General features: G+C 66.8%; 18 protein-coding genes. 8 read left to right on the top strand and 10 right to left on the bottom strand.

All coding sequences use genetic code 11. The features are described from left to right. Positions 1 to 3: 3 nt before the first annotated feature. The 4 genes from AC3WTC_RS04770 to AC3WTC_RS04785 all read right to left on the bottom strand — a co-directional run bounded on the left by AC3WTC_RS04770 (position 4) and on the right by AC3WTC_RS04785 (position 4,839). Positions 4 to 561 carry a 1,2-dihydroxy-3-keto-5-methylthiopentene dioxygenase gene (locus AC3WTC_RS04770; protein ID WP_025874787.1) on the bottom strand — a complete coding sequence of 186 codons (558 nt, stop codon included), beginning with the start codon at positions 559 to 561 and terminating at the stop codon, positions 4 to 6. A 91-nt stretch (positions 562 to 652) separates the two neighbouring features. Further along, positions 653 to 1,294 (bottom strand): methylthioribulose 1-phosphate dehydratase, encoded by a 642-nt coding sequence (locus tag AC3WTC_RS04775; protein ID WP_049467062.1) that lies wholly within the window; start codon positions 1,292 to 1,294, stop codon positions 653 to 655. A gap of 544 nt (positions 1,295 to 1,838) precedes the next feature. Next, positions 1,839 to 3,266: an amino acid permease gene (locus AC3WTC_RS04780; protein WP_032975512.1), complete on the bottom strand. Its 1,428-nt coding sequence runs from the start codon at positions 3,264 to 3,266 to the stop codon at positions 1,839 to 1,841. A gap of 97 nt (positions 3,267 to 3,363) precedes the next feature. Then, positions 3,364 to 4,839 (bottom strand): amino acid permease, encoded by a 1,476-nt coding sequence (locus AC3WTC_RS04785; protein ID WP_025874781.1) that lies wholly within the window; start codon positions 4,837 to 4,839, stop codon positions 3,364 to 3,366. A gap of 132 nt (positions 4,840 to 4,971) precedes the next feature. On the opposite strand from AC3WTC_RS04785, the gene AC3WTC_RS04790 reads away from it, so the two are divergent. Then, entirely contained in the window at positions 4,972 to 5,586 is a 615-nt protein-coding gene (locus tag AC3WTC_RS04790; RefSeq protein ID WP_492710781.1) for an NUDIX hydrolase, read from the top strand. Positions 5,587 to 5,661: 75 nt separating this feature from the next. Here the strand turns inward: AC3WTC_RS04790 and serA are convergent, their stop codons facing one another. Beyond that, a complete protein-coding gene (gene serA, locus AC3WTC_RS04795; RefSeq protein ID WP_140227043.1) occupies positions 5,662 to 6,903 on the bottom strand; it encodes a phosphoglycerate dehydrogenase in 1,242 nt (413 codons plus the stop codon). Between the two features lie 169 nt (positions 6,904 to 7,072). Between serA and AC3WTC_RS04800 the strand changes: the two genes are divergently transcribed. The 3 genes from AC3WTC_RS04800 (at position 7,073) to AC3WTC_RS04810 (ending at position 10,696) form a co-directional block, all read left to right on the top strand. Further along, the gene (locus tag AC3WTC_RS04800; protein WP_025874775.1) at positions 7,073 to 8,461 is read left to right on the top strand and encodes an FAD-binding oxidoreductase; all 1,389 of its coding nucleotides are present in this window, start codon (positions 7,073 to 7,075) and stop codon (positions 8,459 to 8,461) included. Positions 8,462 to 8,523: 62 nt separating this feature from the next. After that, positions 8,524 to 8,823 carry a DUF2388 domain-containing protein gene (locus AC3WTC_RS04805; protein WP_032975508.1) on the top strand — a complete coding sequence of 100 codons (300 nt, stop codon included), beginning with the start codon at positions 8,524 to 8,526 and terminating at the stop codon, positions 8,821 to 8,823. A 40-nt stretch (positions 8,824 to 8,863) separates the two neighbouring features. Then, entirely contained in the window at positions 8,864 to 10,696 is a 1,833-nt protein-coding gene (locus AC3WTC_RS04810; protein ID WP_492710783.1) for a DUF7844 domain-containing protein, read from the top strand. On the opposite strand, the gene AC3WTC_RS04815 is transcribed toward AC3WTC_RS04810, so the two are convergent. Further along, positions 10,674 to 11,741 carry an ATP-binding protein gene (locus AC3WTC_RS04815; RefSeq protein WP_025874770.1) on the bottom strand — a complete coding sequence of 356 codons (1,068 nt, stop codon included), beginning with the start codon at positions 11,739 to 11,741 and terminating at the stop codon, positions 10,674 to 10,676. The genes AC3WTC_RS04810 and AC3WTC_RS04815 overlap by 23 nt on opposite strands. Continuing rightward, on the bottom strand, positions 11,741 to 12,457 hold the full coding sequence (locus tag AC3WTC_RS04820; protein WP_059064093.1) for a response regulator: 717 nt from the start codon (positions 12,455 to 12,457) through the stop codon (positions 11,741 to 11,743). The genes AC3WTC_RS04815 and AC3WTC_RS04820 overlap by 1 nt, the downstream gene beginning before the upstream one ends. 130 nt (positions 12,458 to 12,587) lie before the next feature. Here AC3WTC_RS04820 and AC3WTC_RS04825 point away from each other — a divergent pair, with 130 nt between their 5' ends. The 4 genes from AC3WTC_RS04825 to AC3WTC_RS04840 all read left to right on the top strand — a co-directional run bounded on the left by AC3WTC_RS04825 (position 12,588) and on the right by AC3WTC_RS04840 (position 18,089). Then, the gene (locus tag AC3WTC_RS04825; RefSeq protein WP_032975505.1) at positions 12,588 to 13,736 is read left to right on the top strand and encodes an efflux RND transporter periplasmic adaptor subunit; all 1,149 of its coding nucleotides are present in this window, start codon (positions 12,588 to 12,590) and stop codon (positions 13,734 to 13,736) included. A 21-nt stretch (positions 13,737 to 13,757) separates the two neighbouring features. Then, the gene (locus AC3WTC_RS04830) at positions 13,758 to 16,922 is read left to right on the top strand and encodes a multidrug efflux RND transporter permease subunit (protein WP_080148854.1); all 3,165 of its coding nucleotides are present in this window, start codon (positions 13,758 to 13,760) and stop codon (positions 16,920 to 16,922) included. Further along, positions 16,903 to 17,295 carry a nuclear transport factor 2 family protein gene (locus AC3WTC_RS04835; protein ID WP_080148853.1) on the top strand — a complete coding sequence of 131 codons (393 nt, stop codon included), beginning with the start codon at positions 16,903 to 16,905 and terminating at the stop codon, positions 17,293 to 17,295. Before AC3WTC_RS04830 ends, AC3WTC_RS04835 begins: the two co-directional genes overlap by 20 nt. 83 nt (positions 17,296 to 17,378) lie before the next feature. Beyond that, positions 17,379 to 18,089: a COG3650 family protein gene (locus tag AC3WTC_RS04840; RefSeq protein ID WP_059064097.1), complete on the top strand. Its 711-nt coding sequence runs from the start codon at positions 17,379 to 17,381 to the stop codon at positions 18,087 to 18,089. Positions 18,090 to 18,160: 71 nt separating this feature from the next. On the opposite strand, the gene AC3WTC_RS04845 is transcribed toward AC3WTC_RS04840, so the two are convergent. Genes AC3WTC_RS04845 through AC3WTC_RS04855 form a run of 3 tightly spaced genes read right to left on the bottom strand, consistent with a single transcriptional unit; the run spans position 18,161 to position 20,070 of the window. Then, positions 18,161 to 18,694: a hypothetical protein gene (locus AC3WTC_RS04845; RefSeq protein ID WP_080148928.1), complete on the bottom strand. Its 534-nt coding sequence runs from the start codon at positions 18,692 to 18,694 to the stop codon at positions 18,161 to 18,163. Beyond that, positions 18,684 to 19,250, bottom strand: a complete 567-nt coding sequence (yeiP, locus tag AC3WTC_RS04850; RefSeq protein WP_006363947.1) for an elongation factor P-like protein YeiP — start codon at positions 19,248 to 19,250, stop codon at positions 18,684 to 18,686. Before yeiP ends, AC3WTC_RS04845 begins: the two co-directional genes overlap by 11 nt. Positions 19,251 to 19,299: 49 nt before the next feature. Further along, on the bottom strand, positions 19,300 to 20,070 hold the full coding sequence (locus tag AC3WTC_RS04855) for an SDR family NAD(P)-dependent oxidoreductase (protein WP_032975499.1): 771 nt from the start codon (positions 20,068 to 20,070) through the stop codon (positions 19,300 to 19,302). Between the last annotated feature and the right edge of the window lie 48 nt (positions 20,071 to 20,118).

A 20,118-nucleotide genomic window follows, 5' to 3' on the forward strand; every position in this document is an offset into this window, starting at 1 on the left:
TGATCAGGACGCCTGGGTCGGAATGTAACGGGGGAACTTCTGCGCGATGTCGGTGCCGGTGAAGTGACCGACCCAGCCATCCGGCTCGGTGAAGAAGCGGATCGCCACGAAGCTGGGCTCATCACCCATGTCGAACCAGTGGGTGGTGCCGTCGGGCACGGCGATCAGGTCATCCTTCACGCACTCGATCTCATAGACCTTGTCGCCCACGTGCAGAGTGAACAGGCCCGAGCCGGCGACGAAGAAGCGTACTTCGTCTTCCTTGTGGAAGTGTTCGTCGAGGAATTTCTTCCTCAGCTCGGCGCGGTTCGGGTTGTCCGGGGCGATCGAGGCCACGTCCACGCTCTTGAAGCCGCGTTCGGCAACCAGGCGGTCGATGTCGGCGCGGTAGGCGGCGAACACTTCGTCCTGGCTTGCGCCCGGGGCGACCGGCGCGGTGGCCTGCCAGCGCTCAAAGGTGACGCCGATCTTCTGCAGTTCGGCAGCGATGATCGCGCCGTCCTGGGTGTCCAGCAGCGGCGATTCGGGATGGGTATCGTCGTAGATGCGCAGTCGGCTCATGGCGGCAGCTTGAACGTCTCGGGGAAGGACAGGGTAGCAGGGTGGCGTTGATGGCCTGATTCCAGAACGGCATCTGGCCGTGCCGGAAACTTCAGCGGCGCAGCTTGCGCAGCTCCAGCTCGCAGTGCAGCAGGAATTCGAACGCTTCCATGTGCCGCCGCGCTTCGGCCATGTCGCGGCCCCAGGCGTACAGGCCATGGCCGTCGATCAGGTAGCCCCAGAGGGTCTGCGTGTCGAGCAGGGCGTCGACCTGGGCCGACAGCACGTCCATGTCCTGGGTGTTGGCAAACACCGGGATGTCGATGGCCATCTCGTGGGTGCTGTTGCCCGCGAAGGCCTTCAGCAGTTCGTAGCCTTCCACCCGGATATGGCCCTGCGGTGCATACAGGCGCGAGGCGATGGTCTGCACCGGCGAATGCGTATGCAGCACGCAGCCGATCTCCGGGAAGCGGCGATACAGCTGGGTATGCAGCAGGGTTTCGGCAGACGGGCGCAGCGGGCGGCCGACGGCCTTGCCATCGAAATCCACGACCATGATGTCGTCTTCGATCAGGCGGCCCTTGTCCTTGCCGGAGACGGTGATCGCGGCGTGGCGGTCGTCCAGGCGGTGGGAAAAGTTGCTGCTGGTGGCCGGGGTCCAGCCGGCCTGGGCCAGTTCGCGGACGTTGTCGATCAGCAGCTGGGCCAGTTCGCTCAGGCGCGCGGTGTCGTAGGGGAAGGTGGGGGCGTTCATGGGGGCGATTTTACTGGATTCGGCCAACGGCTGAGCCCCTCGTGGCTGGCGCCAGAAGCAGATTCCGTGGGTTGGCCGGTCGGGTAGGCTGCGCAGGGGGCGCCGTAAACCCGTCCATGGGGGCTTGGCCGCGGCATCCATGCCGCGGACACCCCTGCGCAGCCCACCCGACCGGCCACGGACAGGTTCCGCGCGGCCAGCCACGGATTGAAGAAGGAAAAGCGAAAGCGGGTCGCTTCGCTGCGCGTGCTCGGAGCGGAGCATGGCTCCGCTCTACAGTAGATTCGTCCCCGAACATTCATTTCCCGGAACGCTTCATCCACGCATGGCGTGGATCTACTGGACGCGCCAGGAGGCTGTCGGGGGCGGGGAGGGGTGAGATTGCGGGGGCGTGAGCCGCATGGATGCGGCGATCGAGCTTACAGGGACGTACTTGCAGCGTCCCCCGCAATCTCACCCCTCCCCGCCAAACCTTCAGACCCGCTGTTGCTGTTGCCGTTGCCCCAGCGGGTGCAGGGCCGCAGGCCCTGCAATGCAGAAAACCTTACTTCCCGCGCAGGCGGCTGTGTTTGAACCCGTAGAAGAAGTAGATCACGAAGCCGACAAACGTCCACACGCCCATCAGCATCCAGTTGTGCAACGTCATCGCCGACAGCAGCGCCAGGCAGCTGATCACGCCCAGGCTGCAGACCAGCCATGCACCCGGAATGCGGAACGGGCGCGGCAGGTCGGGCTGCGTGCGGCGCAGGATCAGTACGCCGGCGCAGACCGCCGCGAAGGCGATCAGCGTGCCCATCGAGGTCAGCTCGCCGAGGATGTCCAGCGGGAACAGCGCCGCCAGCAGGGCGATGCCGATGCCGGTGATGACGGTGTTGATATGCGGCGTGCGGTACTTCGGGTGGATCTTGGTGAACACCGGCGGCAACAGGCCGTCGCGGCCCATGATCATGAAGATGCGCGGCTGGCCGATGATCATCACCAGCACCACCGACGACAGGCCGATCAACGCACCGATTTCCACCACCACCCGCAACCAGCCCAGCTGCGGATGCGCGGCCACGGCGGTCACCACCGGCTCATCGGTGCCCAGCAGCTGGTAGGGCACCAGGCCGGTCATGACCGCGGCCATCGCGATGTACAGCACCGTGCAGATCACCAGCGACAGCATCATGCCGATCGGCATGTCGCGCTGCGGTTTGTGTGATTCCTGCGCGGCCACCGATACCGCTTCGAAGCCGATGTAGGCGAAGAACACCATCGCCGCGCCACGCAGCACGCCTTCCATGCCGTACTTGCCGGGGCCTTCGTTGGCCGGGATGAACGGGGTCCAGTTGCTGGTGTCCACGTACTTCCAGCCGACCACGATCACCAGCACGATCAGCCCGGTCTTGAGGATGACCATGGCCATGTTCATCGCCGAGGATTTGCTGATGCCGACGTAGCACAGCCAGGTCAACAGCAGCACCAGGATCGCGGCGGGAATGTTGGCGATGGCGCCGGTGGGCCGCAGCTGCGCATCCAAGGGGGCGCTGACCAGCGCCGCCGGTAGATGGATGTCGAAATGGCTGAGCAGGCTGAGGAAATACCCGGTCCAGCTGACCGCCACGGCCGAGGCGGAGACGCCGTACTCGAGCACCAGCATCCAGCCGATGAACCAGGCCGAGAGCTCGCCGAAGGTGGCGTAGGTATAGGTATAGGCGCTGCCGGATACCGGCACCATCGCCGCGAACTCGGCATAGGCCAGGGCGCAGAAGGCGCAGCAGATCGCGGCCAGCACGAACGAGAGCATGATGGCCGGGCCGGCGTGGTTGGCTGCGGCCTGGCCGGTGATGACGAAGATGCCGCCGCCGATCACGGCGCCGATGCCGAGTGCGGTCAGGCCCCAGGGCCCGAGGTGGCGACGCAGGCTCAGGCCGTTGGCGTCTTCATGGGCGGCATGCGGATGCTTGGTGGCCCACAGTTGCTTGAACATGTGTGGTGGTCTTGTGCGATGCGCCCGGTGACCGGGCGCGGGCGGAAATGCTTGCGGATATCGACGGGCCGGCGCAGGGGCCGGCCCGTCGGGAGGATCAGGGCGACTTGGCCAGCTTGCTGTGGCGCATGCCGTAGCCGAAGTAGATCAGCAGGCCCAGCACGGTCCAGCCTACGAACAGGTGCCAATGCACCACGAACGCCTGCCAGAACAGGAACAGGCACGACAGCGCGCCCAGCGGGCAGATCACCCACACCAGCGGCACGCGGAACGGACGGTGCAGCTCCGGGCGGGTGTAGCGCAGGATCAGCACGCCGATGCAGACCGTGGCGAAGGCCAGCAGGGTGCCCATGGAAACCAGTTCGCCCAGCACGTTCAGCGGCACCAGGCCGGCCAGCGACGCGGCGATGACGCCGACCACGATCGTGGCCCAGTACGGCGTGCGGAAGCGCTTGTGGACCTTGCCGAACACTTTCGGCAGCAGGCCATCGCGCGAGATGGTGTAGGCGATGCGGGTCTGGCCCATCATCATCACCAGCACCACCGAGGACAGGCCGGCGATCGCGCCGATTTCCACCGCGGTCTTCAGCCAGGATAGGCTCGGGTAGGCTTCCAGCGCGGTGGCCACCGGCTTGTCGGTGCCCAGCAGGTGGTAGGGCAGCATGCCGGTCAGCACCGCGCAGACGATGATGTAGACGATGGTGCACACCGCCAGCGAGCCGAGCAGGCCGATCGGCATGTTGCGCTGCGGGTCCTTGGTTTCACCGGCGGCGGTGGAGACTGCATCGAAGCCGATGTAGGCGAAGAACACGATGGTGGCCGCGCGGAACACGCCGCTCCAGCCGAACTCGCCGGACACGCCGGTGTTTTCCGGGATGAACGGGTGCCAGTTGGCCGGGTCCACGTGGGCCGCGCCGATGCCCACGAACAGGCAGATCACGAAGACCTTGATGGCCACGATGATCGCGTTGACGAACGCGGACTGGGTCACGCCCACGTACAGCAGGCCGGTCACCGCCGCCACGATCAGCACCGCCGGCAGGTTGAACAGCTTGCCGGAGGCGGCGAACTCGTGCCCGTTCCAGGCGATCGGCGCCGCGCTCAGCGCGTCCGGGAACGGCATGTGCAGCGTGGTGGTGATGAAGCTGATCAGGTACGCCGACCAGCCCACCGCGACCGAGGCCGAGGCGAACAGGTACTCCAGCACCAGGCACCAGCCGATGAACCAAGCCATGCCCTCGCCGAGCGTGGCGTAGGAGTAGGAATAGGCGCTGCCGGAGACCGGCATCATCGCTGCGAACTCGGCGTAGCACAGGCCGGCCAGCGCGCAGGCGATGCCGGCGAACACGAACGACAGCATGACCGCCGGGCCGGCGTGGTTGGCCGCGGCCTGGCCGGTAAGCACGAAAATGCCTGCGCCGATCACCGCACCAATGCCAAGCATGATGAGGTGTTTCGCCGTGAGGGTCCGTTTCAACGTGGCTTCGCCATCCAGGCTGCCTTCGATGGGTTCGCCGGCATCGACGTGCCCGGCCGGTTCGACCGGCTTGACCCTCAACAGAGCTTTCAGCATGCAGTACTTCCTGATGATCGGATTGGGAGGGCCGCCAGTACATTGCCGGCGGCCTGGAATCGTGAAAGCCGTGCGAACGGCCCGCTGTACCTTAGCCAATGCTGAAGGCACCGCACAAGCGCAAACGCAACAATGAACGGCGATAATGGCAGGTATTTTTCCAGGCACCCCGCATTCATGAGCGAAACCACCGAATCCCTTGCCGCACTTGACGATCGCTTGCGCGGCCTGCTGCATGACTATGCGCGCAAAGAACCCGCCCACGACGCCCTTGCTGCCGAATTCAGCACATTGATCGACGATGTGGAAGATGCATTCCGCCGCGAACGCCTGGCCGGCCACTTCACCGCCAGCTGCTGGCTTGTCAGCGCCGATGGCCAGCGGCTGCTGCTGACCCACCACCGCAAGCTGCAGCGCTGGCTGCAGCTGGGTGGCCACGCCGACGGCGACCGCGATCTGGCCCGGGTAGCGTTGAAGGAAGCCGAGGAGGAATCGGGCCTGACCGGCCTGGTGCTGGATGATCCGACCATCTTCGATATCGACAAGCACTGGATTCCCGAGCGCAAGGATGTGCCGGGGCACTGGCACTACGACGTGCGTTTCGTGATCCGTGCGCTGGGAGGGGAAGCGTTCGTGCTCAGCGAAGAGTCGCTGGAGCTGGCCTGGCGACCGGTGGCCGAGGTCGCCAGCGATCCCCAGTCGGACGAATCGATGCAGCGCATGGCGCGCCGTTGGCTGGCGCGCTGAAAGACGCATCCACGCTACGCGTGGATGACGCAATGCCGGATGCATTCCGCCGGGCCACGCCCGGCGACGTACATCTCAATACAGGATGCGGGTGCGCAAGGTGCCCGGAATCGCCGCCAGCTCGTCACGGACCGCGCTGGCCTGCTCCTCGCTGGCGGTGATGTCGATCACCACGTAACCCACCTTCGGGTCGGTGCGCAGGAACTGGCCGTCGATGTTGACGTTGTGCCGCGAGAAGATCTCGTTGACCTTGGACAACACGCCCGGCACGTTCTGGTGGATGTGCAGCAGGCGCAGGCTGTCGGCGTGCTCGGGCAGGGTCACCTCCGGGAAGTTGACCGCCGACAGGGTGCTGCCGTTGTCGCTGTAGCGCACCAGCTTGGCCGCCACTTCGATGCCGATGTTGTCCTGCGCTTCCAGCGTGCTGCCGCCGACGTGCGGGGTCAGGATCACGTTGTCGTGGCGGGTCAGCGGCGATTCGAAGATATCGCCGTTGCCCTTCGGCTCGACCGGGAACACATCCAGTGCAGCGCCACCGATGTGGCCGCTGGCCAGTGCTGCATCCAGCGCTTCGATGTCGACCACGGTGCCGCGCGCGGCGTTGATCAGGTGCGCGCCGCGGCGCATCTTCGCCAGCTCGGTGCTGCCGATCATCCACTGCGTGGACGGTGTCTCCGGCACGTGCAGGGTCACGATGTCAGCACGCGCCAGCAGGTCGTCCAGGCTGGCCGCCGCACGGGTATTGCCCAGCGACAGCTTGGTTTCCACATCGTGGAAGATCACCTGCATGCCCAGCGATTCGGCCAGTACGCCGACCTGGGTGCCGATGTGCCCGTAGCCGATGATGCCCAGGACCTTGCCGCGCACCTCATGGCTGCCGCTGGCCGATTTCGACCAGCCGCCGCGATGGCATTCGGCGTTCTTCTGCGGGATGCCGCGGGTCAGCATGATCGCTTCGGCGATCACCAGTTCGGCCACGCTGCGGGTATTGGAGTAGGGCGCGTTGAATACCGGAATGCCGGCCAGCTCGGCCGCATCCAGGTCGACCTGGTTGGTGCCGATGCAGAAACAGCCGACCGCGATCAGGCGCTTGGCCTCGGCCAGCACCTCGGCACTGAGCTGGGTACGCGAGCGGATGCCGACGATGTGGGCTTCGGCGATGCGCGCCTTCAGTTCGTCCTCGGGAAGCGCCTTGGTGTGCGCCTCGATCTGGCTGTAGCCGGCGGCGCTGAACACCTCCACGGCGGTCTGGCTGACCCCCTCCAGCAACAGCACGCGGATATCCTGCTTCGGGAACGAGGTCTTCTTCGGCGACATGGGGCGGCACGGCCAGTGGGACAGGGGCTGACCACTATGCCAGATCGCAACGCCCATGGTGCAGTGCGCAATTGGTTGCAACTGCAGCTATTGAAGGCTCTGCAGGGCTGGACGCTGGGCCCGGCCACTGGCACGCTTGCCCGTTCTTCACGCCCCGCGCTGGACCGTCATGACCGATTCCCGCATCGCCTCGTTGCAGCAGGCCTGTCCCGGCCTGAAGCTGAAGACCGACCCTGCCGACCTGGAGCATTACGGCCGCGACTGGACCCGGCGCTGGACACCGGCGCCGCTGGCGATCGCGTTGCCGGCCACGGTTGAAGAAGTGCAGGCGGTGATGCGCTGGACCGCGGCCGAGGGCGTGGCGGTGGTTCCCTCCGGCGGTCGCACCGGCCTTTCCGGCGGTGCGGTAGCGGCCAATGGCGAGCTGGTGCTGAGCCTGGAGCGGATGAACAAGGCGCTGGACTACGATGCGGTCGACCGCACCCTGGTGGTGCAGGCCGGCATGCCGCTGGAGGCACTGCACAACGCGGCCCTTGAACATGGCCTCATCTATCCGGTGGACTTCGCGGCGCGCGGGTCGTGCTCGATCGGCGGCAACATCGCCACCAATGCCGGTGGCATCCGGGTGATCCGCTACGGCAATACCCGTGAATGGATCGCTGGACTGAAAGTGGTTACCGCCACGGGCGAACTGCTCGAGCTCAACAAGGGCCTGATCAAGAACTCCAGCGGCTACGATTTCCGCCAGCTGCTGATCGGATCGGAGGGCACGCTGGGCGTGATCGTCGAGGCCACGGTGAAACTGACCGACCCACCGCCGGCCAGCAACGTGATGCTGCTGGCGCTGCCCAGCTTCGACGTGCTGATGCAGGTGTTCGCCGCCTTCCGTGCGCGGCTGCAGCTGCAGGCCTTTGAATTCTTCACCGACCGGGCGCTGGAACATGTTCTGGCCCATGGTGCGCAGGCACCGTTCGATGAAGTGCATCCCTATTACGTGGTGACCGAGTTTGCTGCCGGTGACGAGGCGCAGGAAGCGGCGGCGATGGCGGCCTTCGAGGACTGCATGGGCAACGGCTGGGTCAGCGACGGCGTGATCAGTGCCAGCGATGCCCAGGCGGCACAGCTGTGGCGCCTGCGCGAGGGCATCACCGAGGCGCTGGCACGTTACAAGCCCTACAAGAACGATGTCTCGGTGCGGATCTCGTCGATGCCGGCGTTCCTGGCCGAGACCCAGGCGCTGATCGGCGAGGCCTACCCGCACTTCGACGTGGTCTGGTTCGGCCACATCGGCGACGGCAACCTGCACATCAACGTTCTCAAGCCGGACGGCACCAGCGACGCGGACTTCGTAAGCCAGTGCGAGCATGTCACCAAGCTGCTGGCGCAGGTGCTGGCGCGCTTCAATGGCAGCATTTCGGCCGAGCACGGTATCGGCCTGGTCAAGAAGGGCTACCTGGACAGCACGCGTGGACCAGCCGAGATCGCGCTGATGAAGGCGGTCAAGCGCGCGTTCGATCCCGAAGGGCGGCTGAATCCCGGCAAATTGTTCGACCTTTGACACAGGCAAAGTCTTCACCCAGCCGTTACGCTCCACCCACCCAATCGATGAACTCCCTGACCATGATCCGTCCGTTCCTGCTGCTTGCCCTGTTGTCCCTGCCGCTGGCCGGCGTCGCTTCGAGTTTTGCCGGCACCTCGGCCGGTTCGGCGACGGGCGCCTCTTCGGGTTCCTCGGGCAGCAGTTCGGGCGATGACAAGGTGGTGCTGGCTGCCCGCGATGATGCGGCTGCGTTTGTCGCCAGCGATGGCCAGATCCGTGGCGCGCGCCTGCAGGCGGCACTGGTGCACCTGCGTGAGCAGGATGCAGCTGCGCAGCAGCAGAGCGACCTGCAGCTGGCACGCGCCCTGCTGGCGCGTTGATCCAGCGCCTGGATAGTGCCGGCCGCTGGCCGGCAACCTCATGACACCTGCGTGGAACGCTGCCGGGCATGGCCCAACGCGACGGAGGCGGATGGGCTGGCTCGCTGCGTTGGCGTGGCTGGTCATTCCAACAGCCCATGCCGCCGACCGCCTGCAGCTGGACCCGGCCGGGCTGAGCCCGGCGCAGCAGCAGGTCGCAATGCAGACACTGGCTGATGTGCAGTCGTTGCTGCCCGACGGCCTGCTGCGTGCCTTGCCCGCGCAGGTGCAGGTCGGCTGGCGTGACGACCTGCCCGCCAACGTGCATGGCCGTGCCTTCGCCGGGGGCATCGCGCTGCGCCGCGACCTGCTGGACGACGATGTAGCCGGTGCCCGACGCGCCCGGCGCAGTGCGCTGGTGCACGAACTGACCCATGTTGCCGACCGCACGGGGGCGCACTGGTCACGCAGCGCCCGTTGGCGTGACCTTGCAGGTTGGCAGCGCAAGCCCTGGCATCTGGGCCGCGGTGACAACGCCTTCCGCGACCGCAGTCCCGATGCCTACGAACTGACCGACCCGGCCGAGTACCTGGCGGTGAACGCCGAACACTTCGTGCTCGATGCAGAGTTCGCCTGCCGCCGTCCGGCCTTGGCGCAGTGGTACCAGGCGCATTTCGGTACGCCGCCCTCGCTGCCCGCGCCGCACTGTGCGGGCACCGTTCCGCTGCTGCAGGCCGATGCGGAAGAGGGCGCTGCATCGCTGCTCGCACTGGACCCGGCGCGGGTGTATGCCGTGGACTACCTGTTCGCCGAAGGCAGTGCGCAGCCGATGAGCCGCTGGGGCCACAGCATGCTGCGGCTGGTGATCTGCCGTCCTGGGCGCGCACCGGGCCCGGACTGCAGGCTGGACCTGGAGCATCATCGGGTGCTGTCCTTCCGCGCCTTCGTCGGCGATGTGCAGATCTCCAACTGGCGCGGGCTGACCGGTGGTTATCCTTCGCGCCTGTTCGTGCTGCCGCTGCAGCAGGTGGTGGACGAATACACCAAGGTCGAACTGCGCGGACTGGCCTCGCTGCCGCTGCAGCTGGACCGCAGCGAGATCGCCAGCCTGCTCGAGCGCACCGCCCAGGTGCACTGGAGCTATGACGGTCGCTATTACTTCGTCAGCAACAACTGCGCGGTGGAGACGGCGAAGCTGCTGCAGGCCGGTGTTCCGCGCCTGGGCTCAGCCGGGCTGGCACAGCTGAGCCCGCGCGGGCTGCGGCGACGGTTGGCGCGCCTGCATGCGCTGGATGAGCAGGTGCTGGCCGATCCCGCGCAGGCCCAGGCGCAGGGCTACTACTTTGCTTCTGCGCGCGACCACTACCAGCAGTTGTTCGCGGTTGCCGCCGCGCAGATGGCGCTGCCGGCGCGCGATGTGCGCGCATGGCTGGCGCTACCGGCGCAACAGCGCGCACCGTGGTTGCTGCGTGGTGATGTACGTGCCAGTGCCGGCCTGTTGCTGCTGGAACAGGCGGCGCAGCGGCGCGCGGAGTTGCGTGCGCGCGATGCACTGAAGCGACGGCTGCTGGCCAACCCGGACAGCAGCGCTACCCGCTCGCTGCGCGCGTTGCTGGAACAGAGCGGGCAGTGGTTGCGGCCGGGCCAGTTGCTGGCCGACGCTGGCTACGGCCTGCCGCAGGCGGACGAACAGGCTGAGGTGGCACGGGCAGCGGCCGCTGCCAGCGTACAGGCGGTACCCGCCTGGCAGGCACTGCGCGTGCAGCTGCGCGCGCAGTTGCCGTCATCACAGCAGCGCGAGCTGGATGACATTGACCGCAATCTCGCTGTGTTGGGTGCGCACGTGCGCGAGCAGGCGGCCGCAGTGCCGCCTACTGGCGCGGCAGCTCGATGATGAAACGACTGCCGCCGCTGGTGCCCGGGGTGCAGTAGACCTGGCCGCCGTGCGCATCGGCGATGGCCTTGACCACCGCCAGGCCGAGGCCACTGCCACCGCCCAGGCGCGATCGTGAGCCGTCGCCGCGCATGAATGGATTGAAGATGTCCGCATGCAGGGCCGGGTCGATGCCCGGGCCTTCGTCTTCAATCGCCACCTGCACATGGGCCACGGTGTCATGCACGGCGATGCGTACCTTGCCCGGGTTGGCATAGCGGCGCGCGTTTTCCAGCAAGGCCAGCAGCGCCTGCCGCAACCGCGTCGGGTCGCAATGGGCGGGGTGCTCCTCGCGGCTGGTTTCCAGCTCCAGCACGAAGCCGGCGCTGCGGAACGCGGGATCCACCAGGGTCATCACCGAATGCACCTCGGCCACCACATCGGTACGGGCGCGGCGCACGTCGAGGCGGGCGTTGTCGGCCAGGCTCAACACCCGCAGGTCCTCGATCAGCCGTGACAGGCCCTCGACCTGCGCCAGCAGGCTGCGAAACTGCGACTCATCGGGCTGGAACACGCCTTCGGCCAGGCCCTGCAGGCGGCCGCGCAGGATCGTCACCGGCGTGCGCAGTTCGTGGGCGATGGCCGCGTGCCACATCACCCGTTCGCTTTCCATATGCTGCAGGCGGCGTGCCATTGCGTTGAAATCGTCCACCAGCGCTGCGACCTCGCCGGGCGAGTTGGCCTCGGCCGTGGCGCGCGCCCCGAGATCGCCGCCAGCCAGCGCACGCACGCTGTCCACCAGTGAATTGAGCGGCGACAGGATGCGGTGGGCCAGTCGGAACGAGGCAGCGATCGCCAGCGCTAGACCGGTCAGGATCACCCCGACCATCCAGGCCAGCTCCGGTCCGCTTGGCAGCCAACCTTCCGGCTCTTCGGCGCTGGCCGGGAAGAACTCGATCAGTACGGCGTACAGCAGCCACGAAGAGAGGATCACCATCACGATGACGCCGACGACCATCAGCGACATCGACACGATGATGTGCCGGCTGAGCCCGGAGCGACGCATCAGCGGTCGGCCATCAATCGGTAGCCGACACCGCGCACGCTGGCCGGAATCTGGGTGAGACCCACTTCGTCCAGCTTGCGCCGCAGCTTGCTGACATGGCTGTCCACGGTGCGCTCCAGTGCTTCGCTTTCCGGCAGGCATTCGTGCATCAGTTCGCTGCGGCTGAAGATCCGTGACGGGGCCAATGCCATGCAATGCAGCAGCTTGAACTCGGTCAGGGTCAGCAGCAGTTCGTGGCTGTAGCCGTCGCCTTCCACATGCACGGCGTGGGTGGCGGTGTCGATCAGCAGCGGGCCCACGCGCAGGGCGCTGGGGGCATCCGCCCGCGGACTGCGCAGCGTACGCCGCAGTACTGCACGCACGCGTGCCGCCACTTCTGCCGGGTTGAACGGCTTGACCACATAGTCATCGGCACCCATCCGCAATGCGGTCAGCTTGTCCAGATCCTGGTCCAGCGCGGTCAGCATGATCACCGGCGTTTCGCCGCGCTGGCGCAGCTGGGTCAGCACGCTCCAGCCATCCAGTCGCGGCAGCTGCACGTCCAGCAGCACAAGGTCCGGGCGCATGCTGCGATGCAGGTCCAGGGCGATCTGGCCATCGGCCGCACGCAGGGTGCGCAGGCCCTCGCGTTCAAGGTAGGCGGCAAGGATGTCGGCGATCTCGGCTTCGTCCTCGACGATCAGGACCAGCGCCGCGAGGGCAGGGGAGGCATGCATGGCAAGGCGAGGCCGGAAGGTGCTTGTCCTCCATCGTATCTCCACAGTTCCTCCATCGAAACCCCATCATCGCCACGCACACTGCGCGCTTCATGATTCCTCAGCCGCGTCTGCGGCACTGTGCACAGCAATGAGAACCTTCAGGACTCCGGTCGCGCTGGTCGCGGCCTTCGCCTTGGCCATGACGGCCTGCTCCCGCCCCGAACCCACCGTCGAAGCCGTGCCGCGTGTCAGCGTGGTCACCGTTGGCCCGCAGGTGGTGCAGCGCGATGATGAACTACCCGGTCGGGTGGCGGCGGTGCGCACCGCGCAGATCCGTGCGCAGGTCGGCGGCATCGTGCAGCGCCGGATGTTCGAGCAGGGCGCGGAGGTGCATGCCGGAGAGCCTCTGTTCCAGATCGACCCGGCGGCGTTCCGCGCCGACGTCGATTCGGCGCTGGCTGCACTGCAGCGCAGCGAGGCGGCACTGGGGCGCAGCCGGCTGCAGTCACAGCGGCTGCAGGCATTGGCGGCCGCACAGGCGGTCAGCCAGCAGCACCGCGACGATGCCAGTGCAGAGCATGAGCAGGCCCGGGCAGCGGTCAACGAGGCGCGCGCGATCCTTGCGCGACGCCAGCTCGACCTGCGCTACGCCACGGTCAGCGCACCGATCGATGGCCGCATCGATCAGGCGCTGGTGACCGAAGGCGCGCTGGTCGGCGTCGCCGATGCCGAGCCGATGGCGGTGGTGCAGCAGATCGACCAGGTCTACGTGGACGTGCGCCAGCCTGCTTCGCAGCTGCAGTCCCTGCAGCGCAGCGCGGTGGACGGCGAGTTGCCGGTGACGATCATCGGCGCGGCGGGTACGCCGCTGCCCGAGCGCGGCCGGCTGCTGTTCTCCGGTGTCAATGTCGATGCACGCACCGGCGATGTGATCCTGCGCATCCTGGTCGACAACCCGGAGCGGCAGTTGTTGCCGGGCATGTACGTGCGTGCGCGGGTGCCCCGTGGTGCGCCGGCCAGCGCGTTGCTGCTGCCGCAGCAGGCAGTGCTCCGCAGCGCCGGTGGCCAGGCCTATGCCTGGGTCATCGCCGCCGATGGCAAGGCGGTGATCCGCACGCTGGAGGTGGACGGCAGCGTCAACCGGCAATGGCTGGTGCGGCACGGCCTGAAGGCCGGCGAGAAGGTGGTGGTGGAAGGCCAGGAGCGCCTGCAGGAAGGCGTACTGGTCGATCCGCGCGACTGGCAGGTGCCGGTCGCCAGTGCCAGCGCACCGCCGACATCCGAACGCCAGGGCTGAGCCCTTCCAGGAACCTACGACATGGCCCGTTTCTTCATCGATCGCCCGGTATTTGCCTGGGTGCTGGCGATCTTCGTCATCCTGGCCGGCGTGCTGGCCATTCCGCGGCTGGCGGTCGAGCGCTACCCGGCGGTCGCACCGCCCAGCGTCAGCATCTATGCCAGCTATCCCGGCGCCAGCCCGCAGACATTGAATGATGCGGTGGTCGGCCTGATCGAGCGCGAGCTGTCCAGCGTCAAGCATCTGCTTTACTTCGAATCGTCGGTGGACACCTCCGGTGAAGCGTCGATCACCGCCACCTTCAAGCCCGGCACCGATCCTGAGCTGGCGCAGGTGGACGTGCAGAACCGGATCAAGGCGATCGAGCCGCGCCTGCCGCGCAGCGTGCGCCAGAACGGCCTGTTCGTGGAGGCGGCCGACTCCGGATTCCTGATGCTGGTGGGCCTGCGCTCACCCGATGGCAGTGTCAGCGAAGCGGCGCTGGGCGATTTCATGGCGCGCAACATCATCGAGGAGCTGCGGCGCATCGACGGCGTCGGCCGCGTGCAGCTGTTCGGTGCCGAACAGGCGATGCGGATCTGGTTGGACCCGACCCGCCTGACCGGCTACGGCCTGACCATGGGCGATGTCGCCAGCGCGATCGAGCAGCAGAACCTGGAGATCTCGCCGGGCCGCATCGGCGATTCGCCCGGCGTTCCCGGCCAGCGCATCACCGTGCCCTTGAGTGCCGAGGGCCAGCTGTCCACGCCCGAACAGTTCGCGGCGATCGTGCTGCGCGCCGGCGCCGATGGTTCGCGGGTGCTGCTGGGCGACGTTGCCCGGGTCGAACTGGGCGCGCAGAGCTATGCCTGGGGCACGCGCGAAGATGGCTATCCGGCGACGGCCGCCGGCGTGCAGCTGCGCCCCGGTGCGAATGCGGTGCGTACCGCCACGGCGGTGCGCGAACGCATGGCCGACCTGCAGCCGCTGCTGCCGCAGGGTGTCGAATCCAGCATTCCGTTCGATACCGCGCCCTTCGTGAAAGTATCGATCCAGAAGGTGCTGCAGACCCTGATCGAGGCGATGCTGCTGGTGTTTGCAGTGATGTACCTGTTCCTGCAGAACTGGCGCTATACGCTGATCCCCGCCCTGGTCGCGCCGATCGCGCTGCTGGGCACCTTCGCGGTGATGCTGGCGCTGGGGTTCTCGATCAACGTATTGACCATGTTCGGCATGGTGCTGGCGATCGGCATCATTGTTGACGACGCGATCGTGGTGGTCGAGGGCGTGGAGCGGATCATGGCCGAAGAGGGGCTGCCGCCGCGCGAGGCCACGATCAAGGCGATGCGTGAGCTGACCGGTGCGGTGATCGGCATCACCCTGGTGCTGACGGCGGTGTTCATCCCGATGGCGCTGGCCAGCGGTTCGGTTGGTGCGATCTACCGCCAGTTCAGCGTGGCGATGTCGGTGTCCATCCTGTTTTCGGCACTGCTGGCGCTGAGCCTGACCCCGGCGCTGTGCGCGACGCTGCTGCGGCAGGGCACACGTGGTCACCACGGCCGCGGCGGCGTGTTCGGTGCGTTCAACCGCGGCTTCGAGCGGATGACCGGGAGTTACCAGCAGGGCGTGGCGGCCGTACTGCGGCGCAGTGGCCGGGTGATGGGCCTGTTCGCTGCCTTGCTGGTGGCACTGCTGATCGGCCTGCATTGGTTGCCGGGTGCGTTCCTGCCGGAAGAGGACCAGGGCTATTTCATGACTTCCATCCAGCTGCCGGCCGAAGCAACCGCCGAGCGTACGCTGGCGGTGGTCGAAGCCTACGAACAGCATGTCGCCTCGCGGCCGGCGATCGCGTCCAACCAGGCCATCCTCGGCTACAGCTTTTCCGGTTCCGGCCCAAGTGCGGCGCTGACCTACACCATGTTGAAGGACTGGGGTGAACGCGGCGGCAGCACCGCATCGGACGAGGTGAAGGCGGCGCAGCAGGCCATGGCAACGGTCCCGGAAGGCGAGGTGATGAGCGTGATGCCGCCGGCCATCGACAGCCTTGGCCGTTCTTCCGGCTTCTCGCTGGCGCTGCAGGCGCGTACCGGACAGGGCCAGGCGGAGCTGCGCGCTGCCCTGCAGCAGCTGTTGAAGCTGGCAGAGGCAAGTCCGTTGCTGGCCGAAGTGAATGCCGATGGCCTGCCGGCGGGCAGCAATGTCCGGCTGGACATCGACCGCGCCAAGGCCGAAGCGATGGGCGTGGCGTTCACCGACATCAGTGCCACGTTGTCGGCGGCAATGGGCTCGCAGTACGTCAACGATTTTCCCAATCGTGGGCGCATGCAGCAGGTGATCATGCAGGCCGATGCGCCGTACCGGATGGAGCTGGAGGACGTGCTGAAGCTGTATGTCCGCAACAGCGAAGGCGGCATGGTGGCGCTGTCCGAACTGGTCACCCCACACTGGACCGAGGCGCCGCTGCAGCTGCAGCGTTACCTGGGGTTCCCGGCATTGAATCTGTCCGGTGCACCTGCCGGCGGGGTGTCCACCGGCCAGGCGATGGTCGAGATGGAGCGCCTTGCCCAGCAGCTGCCAGCGGGTTTCGCCCTGCAGTGGACCAGCCAGTCGCTGCAGGAGCGCGAGTCGGGTGCCCAGGCGCCGTGGTTGCTGCTGCTGTCGATGCTGGTGGTGTTCCTGGTGCTGGCGGCACTGTACGAGAGCTGGTCGATCCCGCTGGCGGTGATGCTGGTGGTGCCGTTGGGCCTGCTCGGCGCCGTCGCTGCAGTGCTGCTGCGCGGGATGCCCAATGACGTGTTCTTCAAGGTCGGCATGATCACGGTGATCGGACTTTCGGCGAAGAACGCGATCCTGATCGTCGAGTTCGCCCGCCAACTGCAACAGCAGGGACGCGGTCTGGTCGAGGCGACCATCGAAGCGGCACGCCTGCGATTGCGACCGATCGTGATGACCTCGCTGGCGTTCGCGCTGGGCGTGGTGCCCCTGATGCTGGCGCAGGGGGCTTCAAAGGAAACGCAACAGGCCATCGGTACCGGTGTGTTCGGCGGCATGGTCAGTGCGACCGTGTTGGCCGTGTTCTTCGTGCCGGTGTTCTATGTGGTGGTGCAGGGGGCGCAGCAGTGGCTTGCGCAGCGCCTGCGCCGACGCCGGCCGACGCCGGGAGGGAGCGTGGATGGAAAGCAGGTGGATGGAAAGCAGGAACCCTGAGGGCCTGTACGAGGCGCAGCTGCGCGTGTTGGAGCAGCAGCTGCGCGATGCGCTGCTGGACGGCGACCATGGGGCAGCCACTGCGCTGCTGTCACCGGTGTTGTTCATGATGGATGGGCAGGGCGGGCGGGTGCTCGAGCTGCCCTGGTTGAGGGACTGGCAGCAAGGGCGCCTGCAGATTCTTGCGCTGCAGGTGCATGCAGTTGAAACGCTGCTGTGTGGACGCCTGGCGTTGTTGTCCGGCGATGTTCAGCTGCATGTGCATTGGCGGGGACGCGAACACATGCAGCGCTTGCGCCTGTTGCGCGTCTGGACAAGCGCTTCCAGTGCCAGCGGCGCGCAGCTGCTGTCGATGGCGGTGCTGGCAGGCTGAACAGGGTCATGCGGCTTTCAGGCCCCGTTTGCGTGCAGATGGTAGGGTCCAGGGTCTCTGTAGTTTCGACAAGGAGTCGAGCCATGCGTGTAATTCCCAGTCTGTTGGCTGCCTCCCTCGGCCTCGCGCTGAGCGCCTGCCAACCGGCCCAGACGCCGGCCGCCAGTAATGCAGGCGATGCGGCCGCAACGCCGGCACCGGCACCGGTGGCCGCCGACGCTGATGGCGGCGGCAAAGGCGCCGGCAACGAAAACCTCTATCGCTGCGGCGACCTTGATGTGCGCGCGACCTTCAACGGAGAGGACGCAGCGACGGTTGTGATTGGCGGGCGCAGTTTCGCGATGTCCTCCGAACGTGCAGCCTCCGGTGCGAAGTATGGCGACGGCAAGGGCAACAGCTTCTGGACCCGTGGCAGTGACGAAGCGCTGCTCAGCCTGAAGGGCGAGGCGGACCGTGAGTGTGGCGCGGTGGAAGCGACCGAGGGCGATGGCAGTGCCGGCAACGCGGCGTTCCGTGCCACCGGCAACGAGCCGGGCTGGCTTGCCGTCGTCGACGGCGATACGCCGGGCCTGCAGGTGGATGTGGATTACGGCGAGCGCCGTTTCACCGTCGCCAAACCGACCGAGGGTGCGGATGGCTGGGTGGGCAAGGCGGCGGATGGCACCGACATCAAGCTGAGCTTCCAGCGCACCACCTGCCAGGACGGCATGAGTGGCGAGACATTCGAAGCCAAGGCGATGCTGGCCGTGGGCACGCGCCAGTACCACGGTTGTGGCAACTTCGGCGGCAAATAAGAAAAAGGGGCGGAGGGGATTACGTTGTTTGTGCCATGAACGACGTCATCCGCTCCGTCCCCTTTTCTGCGTCAGCCCTCGCAGGGCTTCAGATCCAGAGCGGGGGACAGGTCGTAGCGCAGGTTCACGCCGATCAACGCCTGCCGGATCGCGCAGTCATCGCGATGGCGGGCCACCAGGTCGGCAAAGATCTTCTCTCGATCGTCGCAGAACCTGGCGATGGCGGCCTCCAGCTCGCGACGACGGGCGTCGTCGTAGGGTTCTTCGCCGGCAAAATGCTGGCAGCTGTTCTCCCGTTCGATGAAGGCCTGCACATCGGCCGGCATGCCGCAGTAGATGCGGATGTCCTGCACGAAAGCGACGTCGTCGGGGACGCTGCAACCGGCGGCAGCCCGCGCCTGTTGCTCCTCGTCGGGGGTGTCCGCCAGCGTCGCCACAGCATCTGGTTCATCTGCGGCCGGTGCAACCGCAGCGGCAACGGTGTCCGCAGCGGCGGGCTGCGTCACCGCGTCCGCGGCGACGTCAGCGGTGCTGTCCGCTGCGCGCGGCGAGCACGCCACGAGCAGGGACAGGCAGGCGATCAGCGCAGCGCGGTTAATCGGCACGGCCGGCAAATTCGCCGGTGGCGGTGTTCACCAGCACACGCTCGCCGTTGACGATGTACTCCGGCACCATGATCTCGATGCCGGTGTTGAGCTTGGCCGGCTTCGGGCGCTTGGTGGCGGTGCCGCCCTTCAGTTCCGGCGGCGTCTCGATCACTTCCAGCACCACCGAGGCCGGCAGCTGGATGGCCACCGGCTGCTCGTCGATCACCTGCACGTAGATGCCGGTCAGGCCGTCGGTGATGTAGCCGGCGTCATCGCCGATCACGTCCGCGTCCAGGGTGTAGGGGGTGTAGTCCTCGTCGTCCAGGAACACGAACGCATCGCCGTCCTTGTACGAGTAGGTGGACTGGCGGCGCAGCAGTTCGACTTCGACCAGGTTGTCGTCGGCATCGAAGCTGGCGTCGAGCTTGTTGCCGCCCGGCACGCTGTACATGATGAAGCGGAAGCGGACGTTGCCGCCGCGACCCTGCGGCGAGCTGCGCTCGATGTCGCGGATCTGGTAGACGCCGTTGTTGAACTCGACGACGTTGCCCTTCTTGATGTCGTTGGCTTTCATGATGATGTTGGTCGTTGGGGGAGGGCGCCGTCCCGGCGCCCGGGGGGAATCACTTCGGAGCGAGCCGGGTGGCGCCGTCCAGGCGGATGGTCTCGCCGTTGATGTAGGTGTTGCCGAGGATGTGGCCGACCAGGCTGGCGAAGTCTTCCGGCTTGCCCAGGCGCGACGGGAACGGGATCGAGGCGGCCAGCGATTCCTGCACGGCTTCGGGCATGCCATCGACCATCGGTGTCCAGAACACGCCCGGCGCGATGGTGTTGACGCGGATGCCGAAGCGCGACAGCTCGCGGGCCATCGGCAGGGTCATCGCCACCACGCCGCCCTTGGAGGCGGAGTAGGCGGCCTGGCCGATCTGGCCTTCGTAGGCAGCAACGCTGGCGGTGTTGATGATGACGCCGCGCTCGCCGTCCACGCCGGCCTCGTTGTGCTGCATGCGGTTGGCTGCGGCCTTGGCGACGTTGAAGCTGCCGACCAGGTTGACCATCACCGTGCCCTGGAACCCGGCCAGCGGCATCGGGCCTTCCTTGCCCAGCACGCGGCCAGCGCCGAGGATGCCGGCGCAGTTCATGGCGACATTCAGGCCGCCGAGGAAATCGCAGGCCTGGTCGATGGCCGCCGACACGGACGCTTCATCACTGACGTTGACGTTGAAATAGCGGGCGTTGTCCTGCCCCAGGCCGGCAACAGCGGCCGCGCCCTTGGCGTCGTTGAGGTCGAACAGAGCGACCTTGCCGCCCTCGGCAACCAGGTGCTGGGCCACGGCCAGGCCGAGGCCGGAGACGCCGCCAGTGATCACGGCACGTACGGAAGACAGCTGCATTGCACGGTCCTGCAGGTTCAAGAACCGCCGATTCTAACGGAAGCGACG

This window comes from Stenotrophomonas sp. FW305-C-20-S1, from assembly GCF_058783335.1.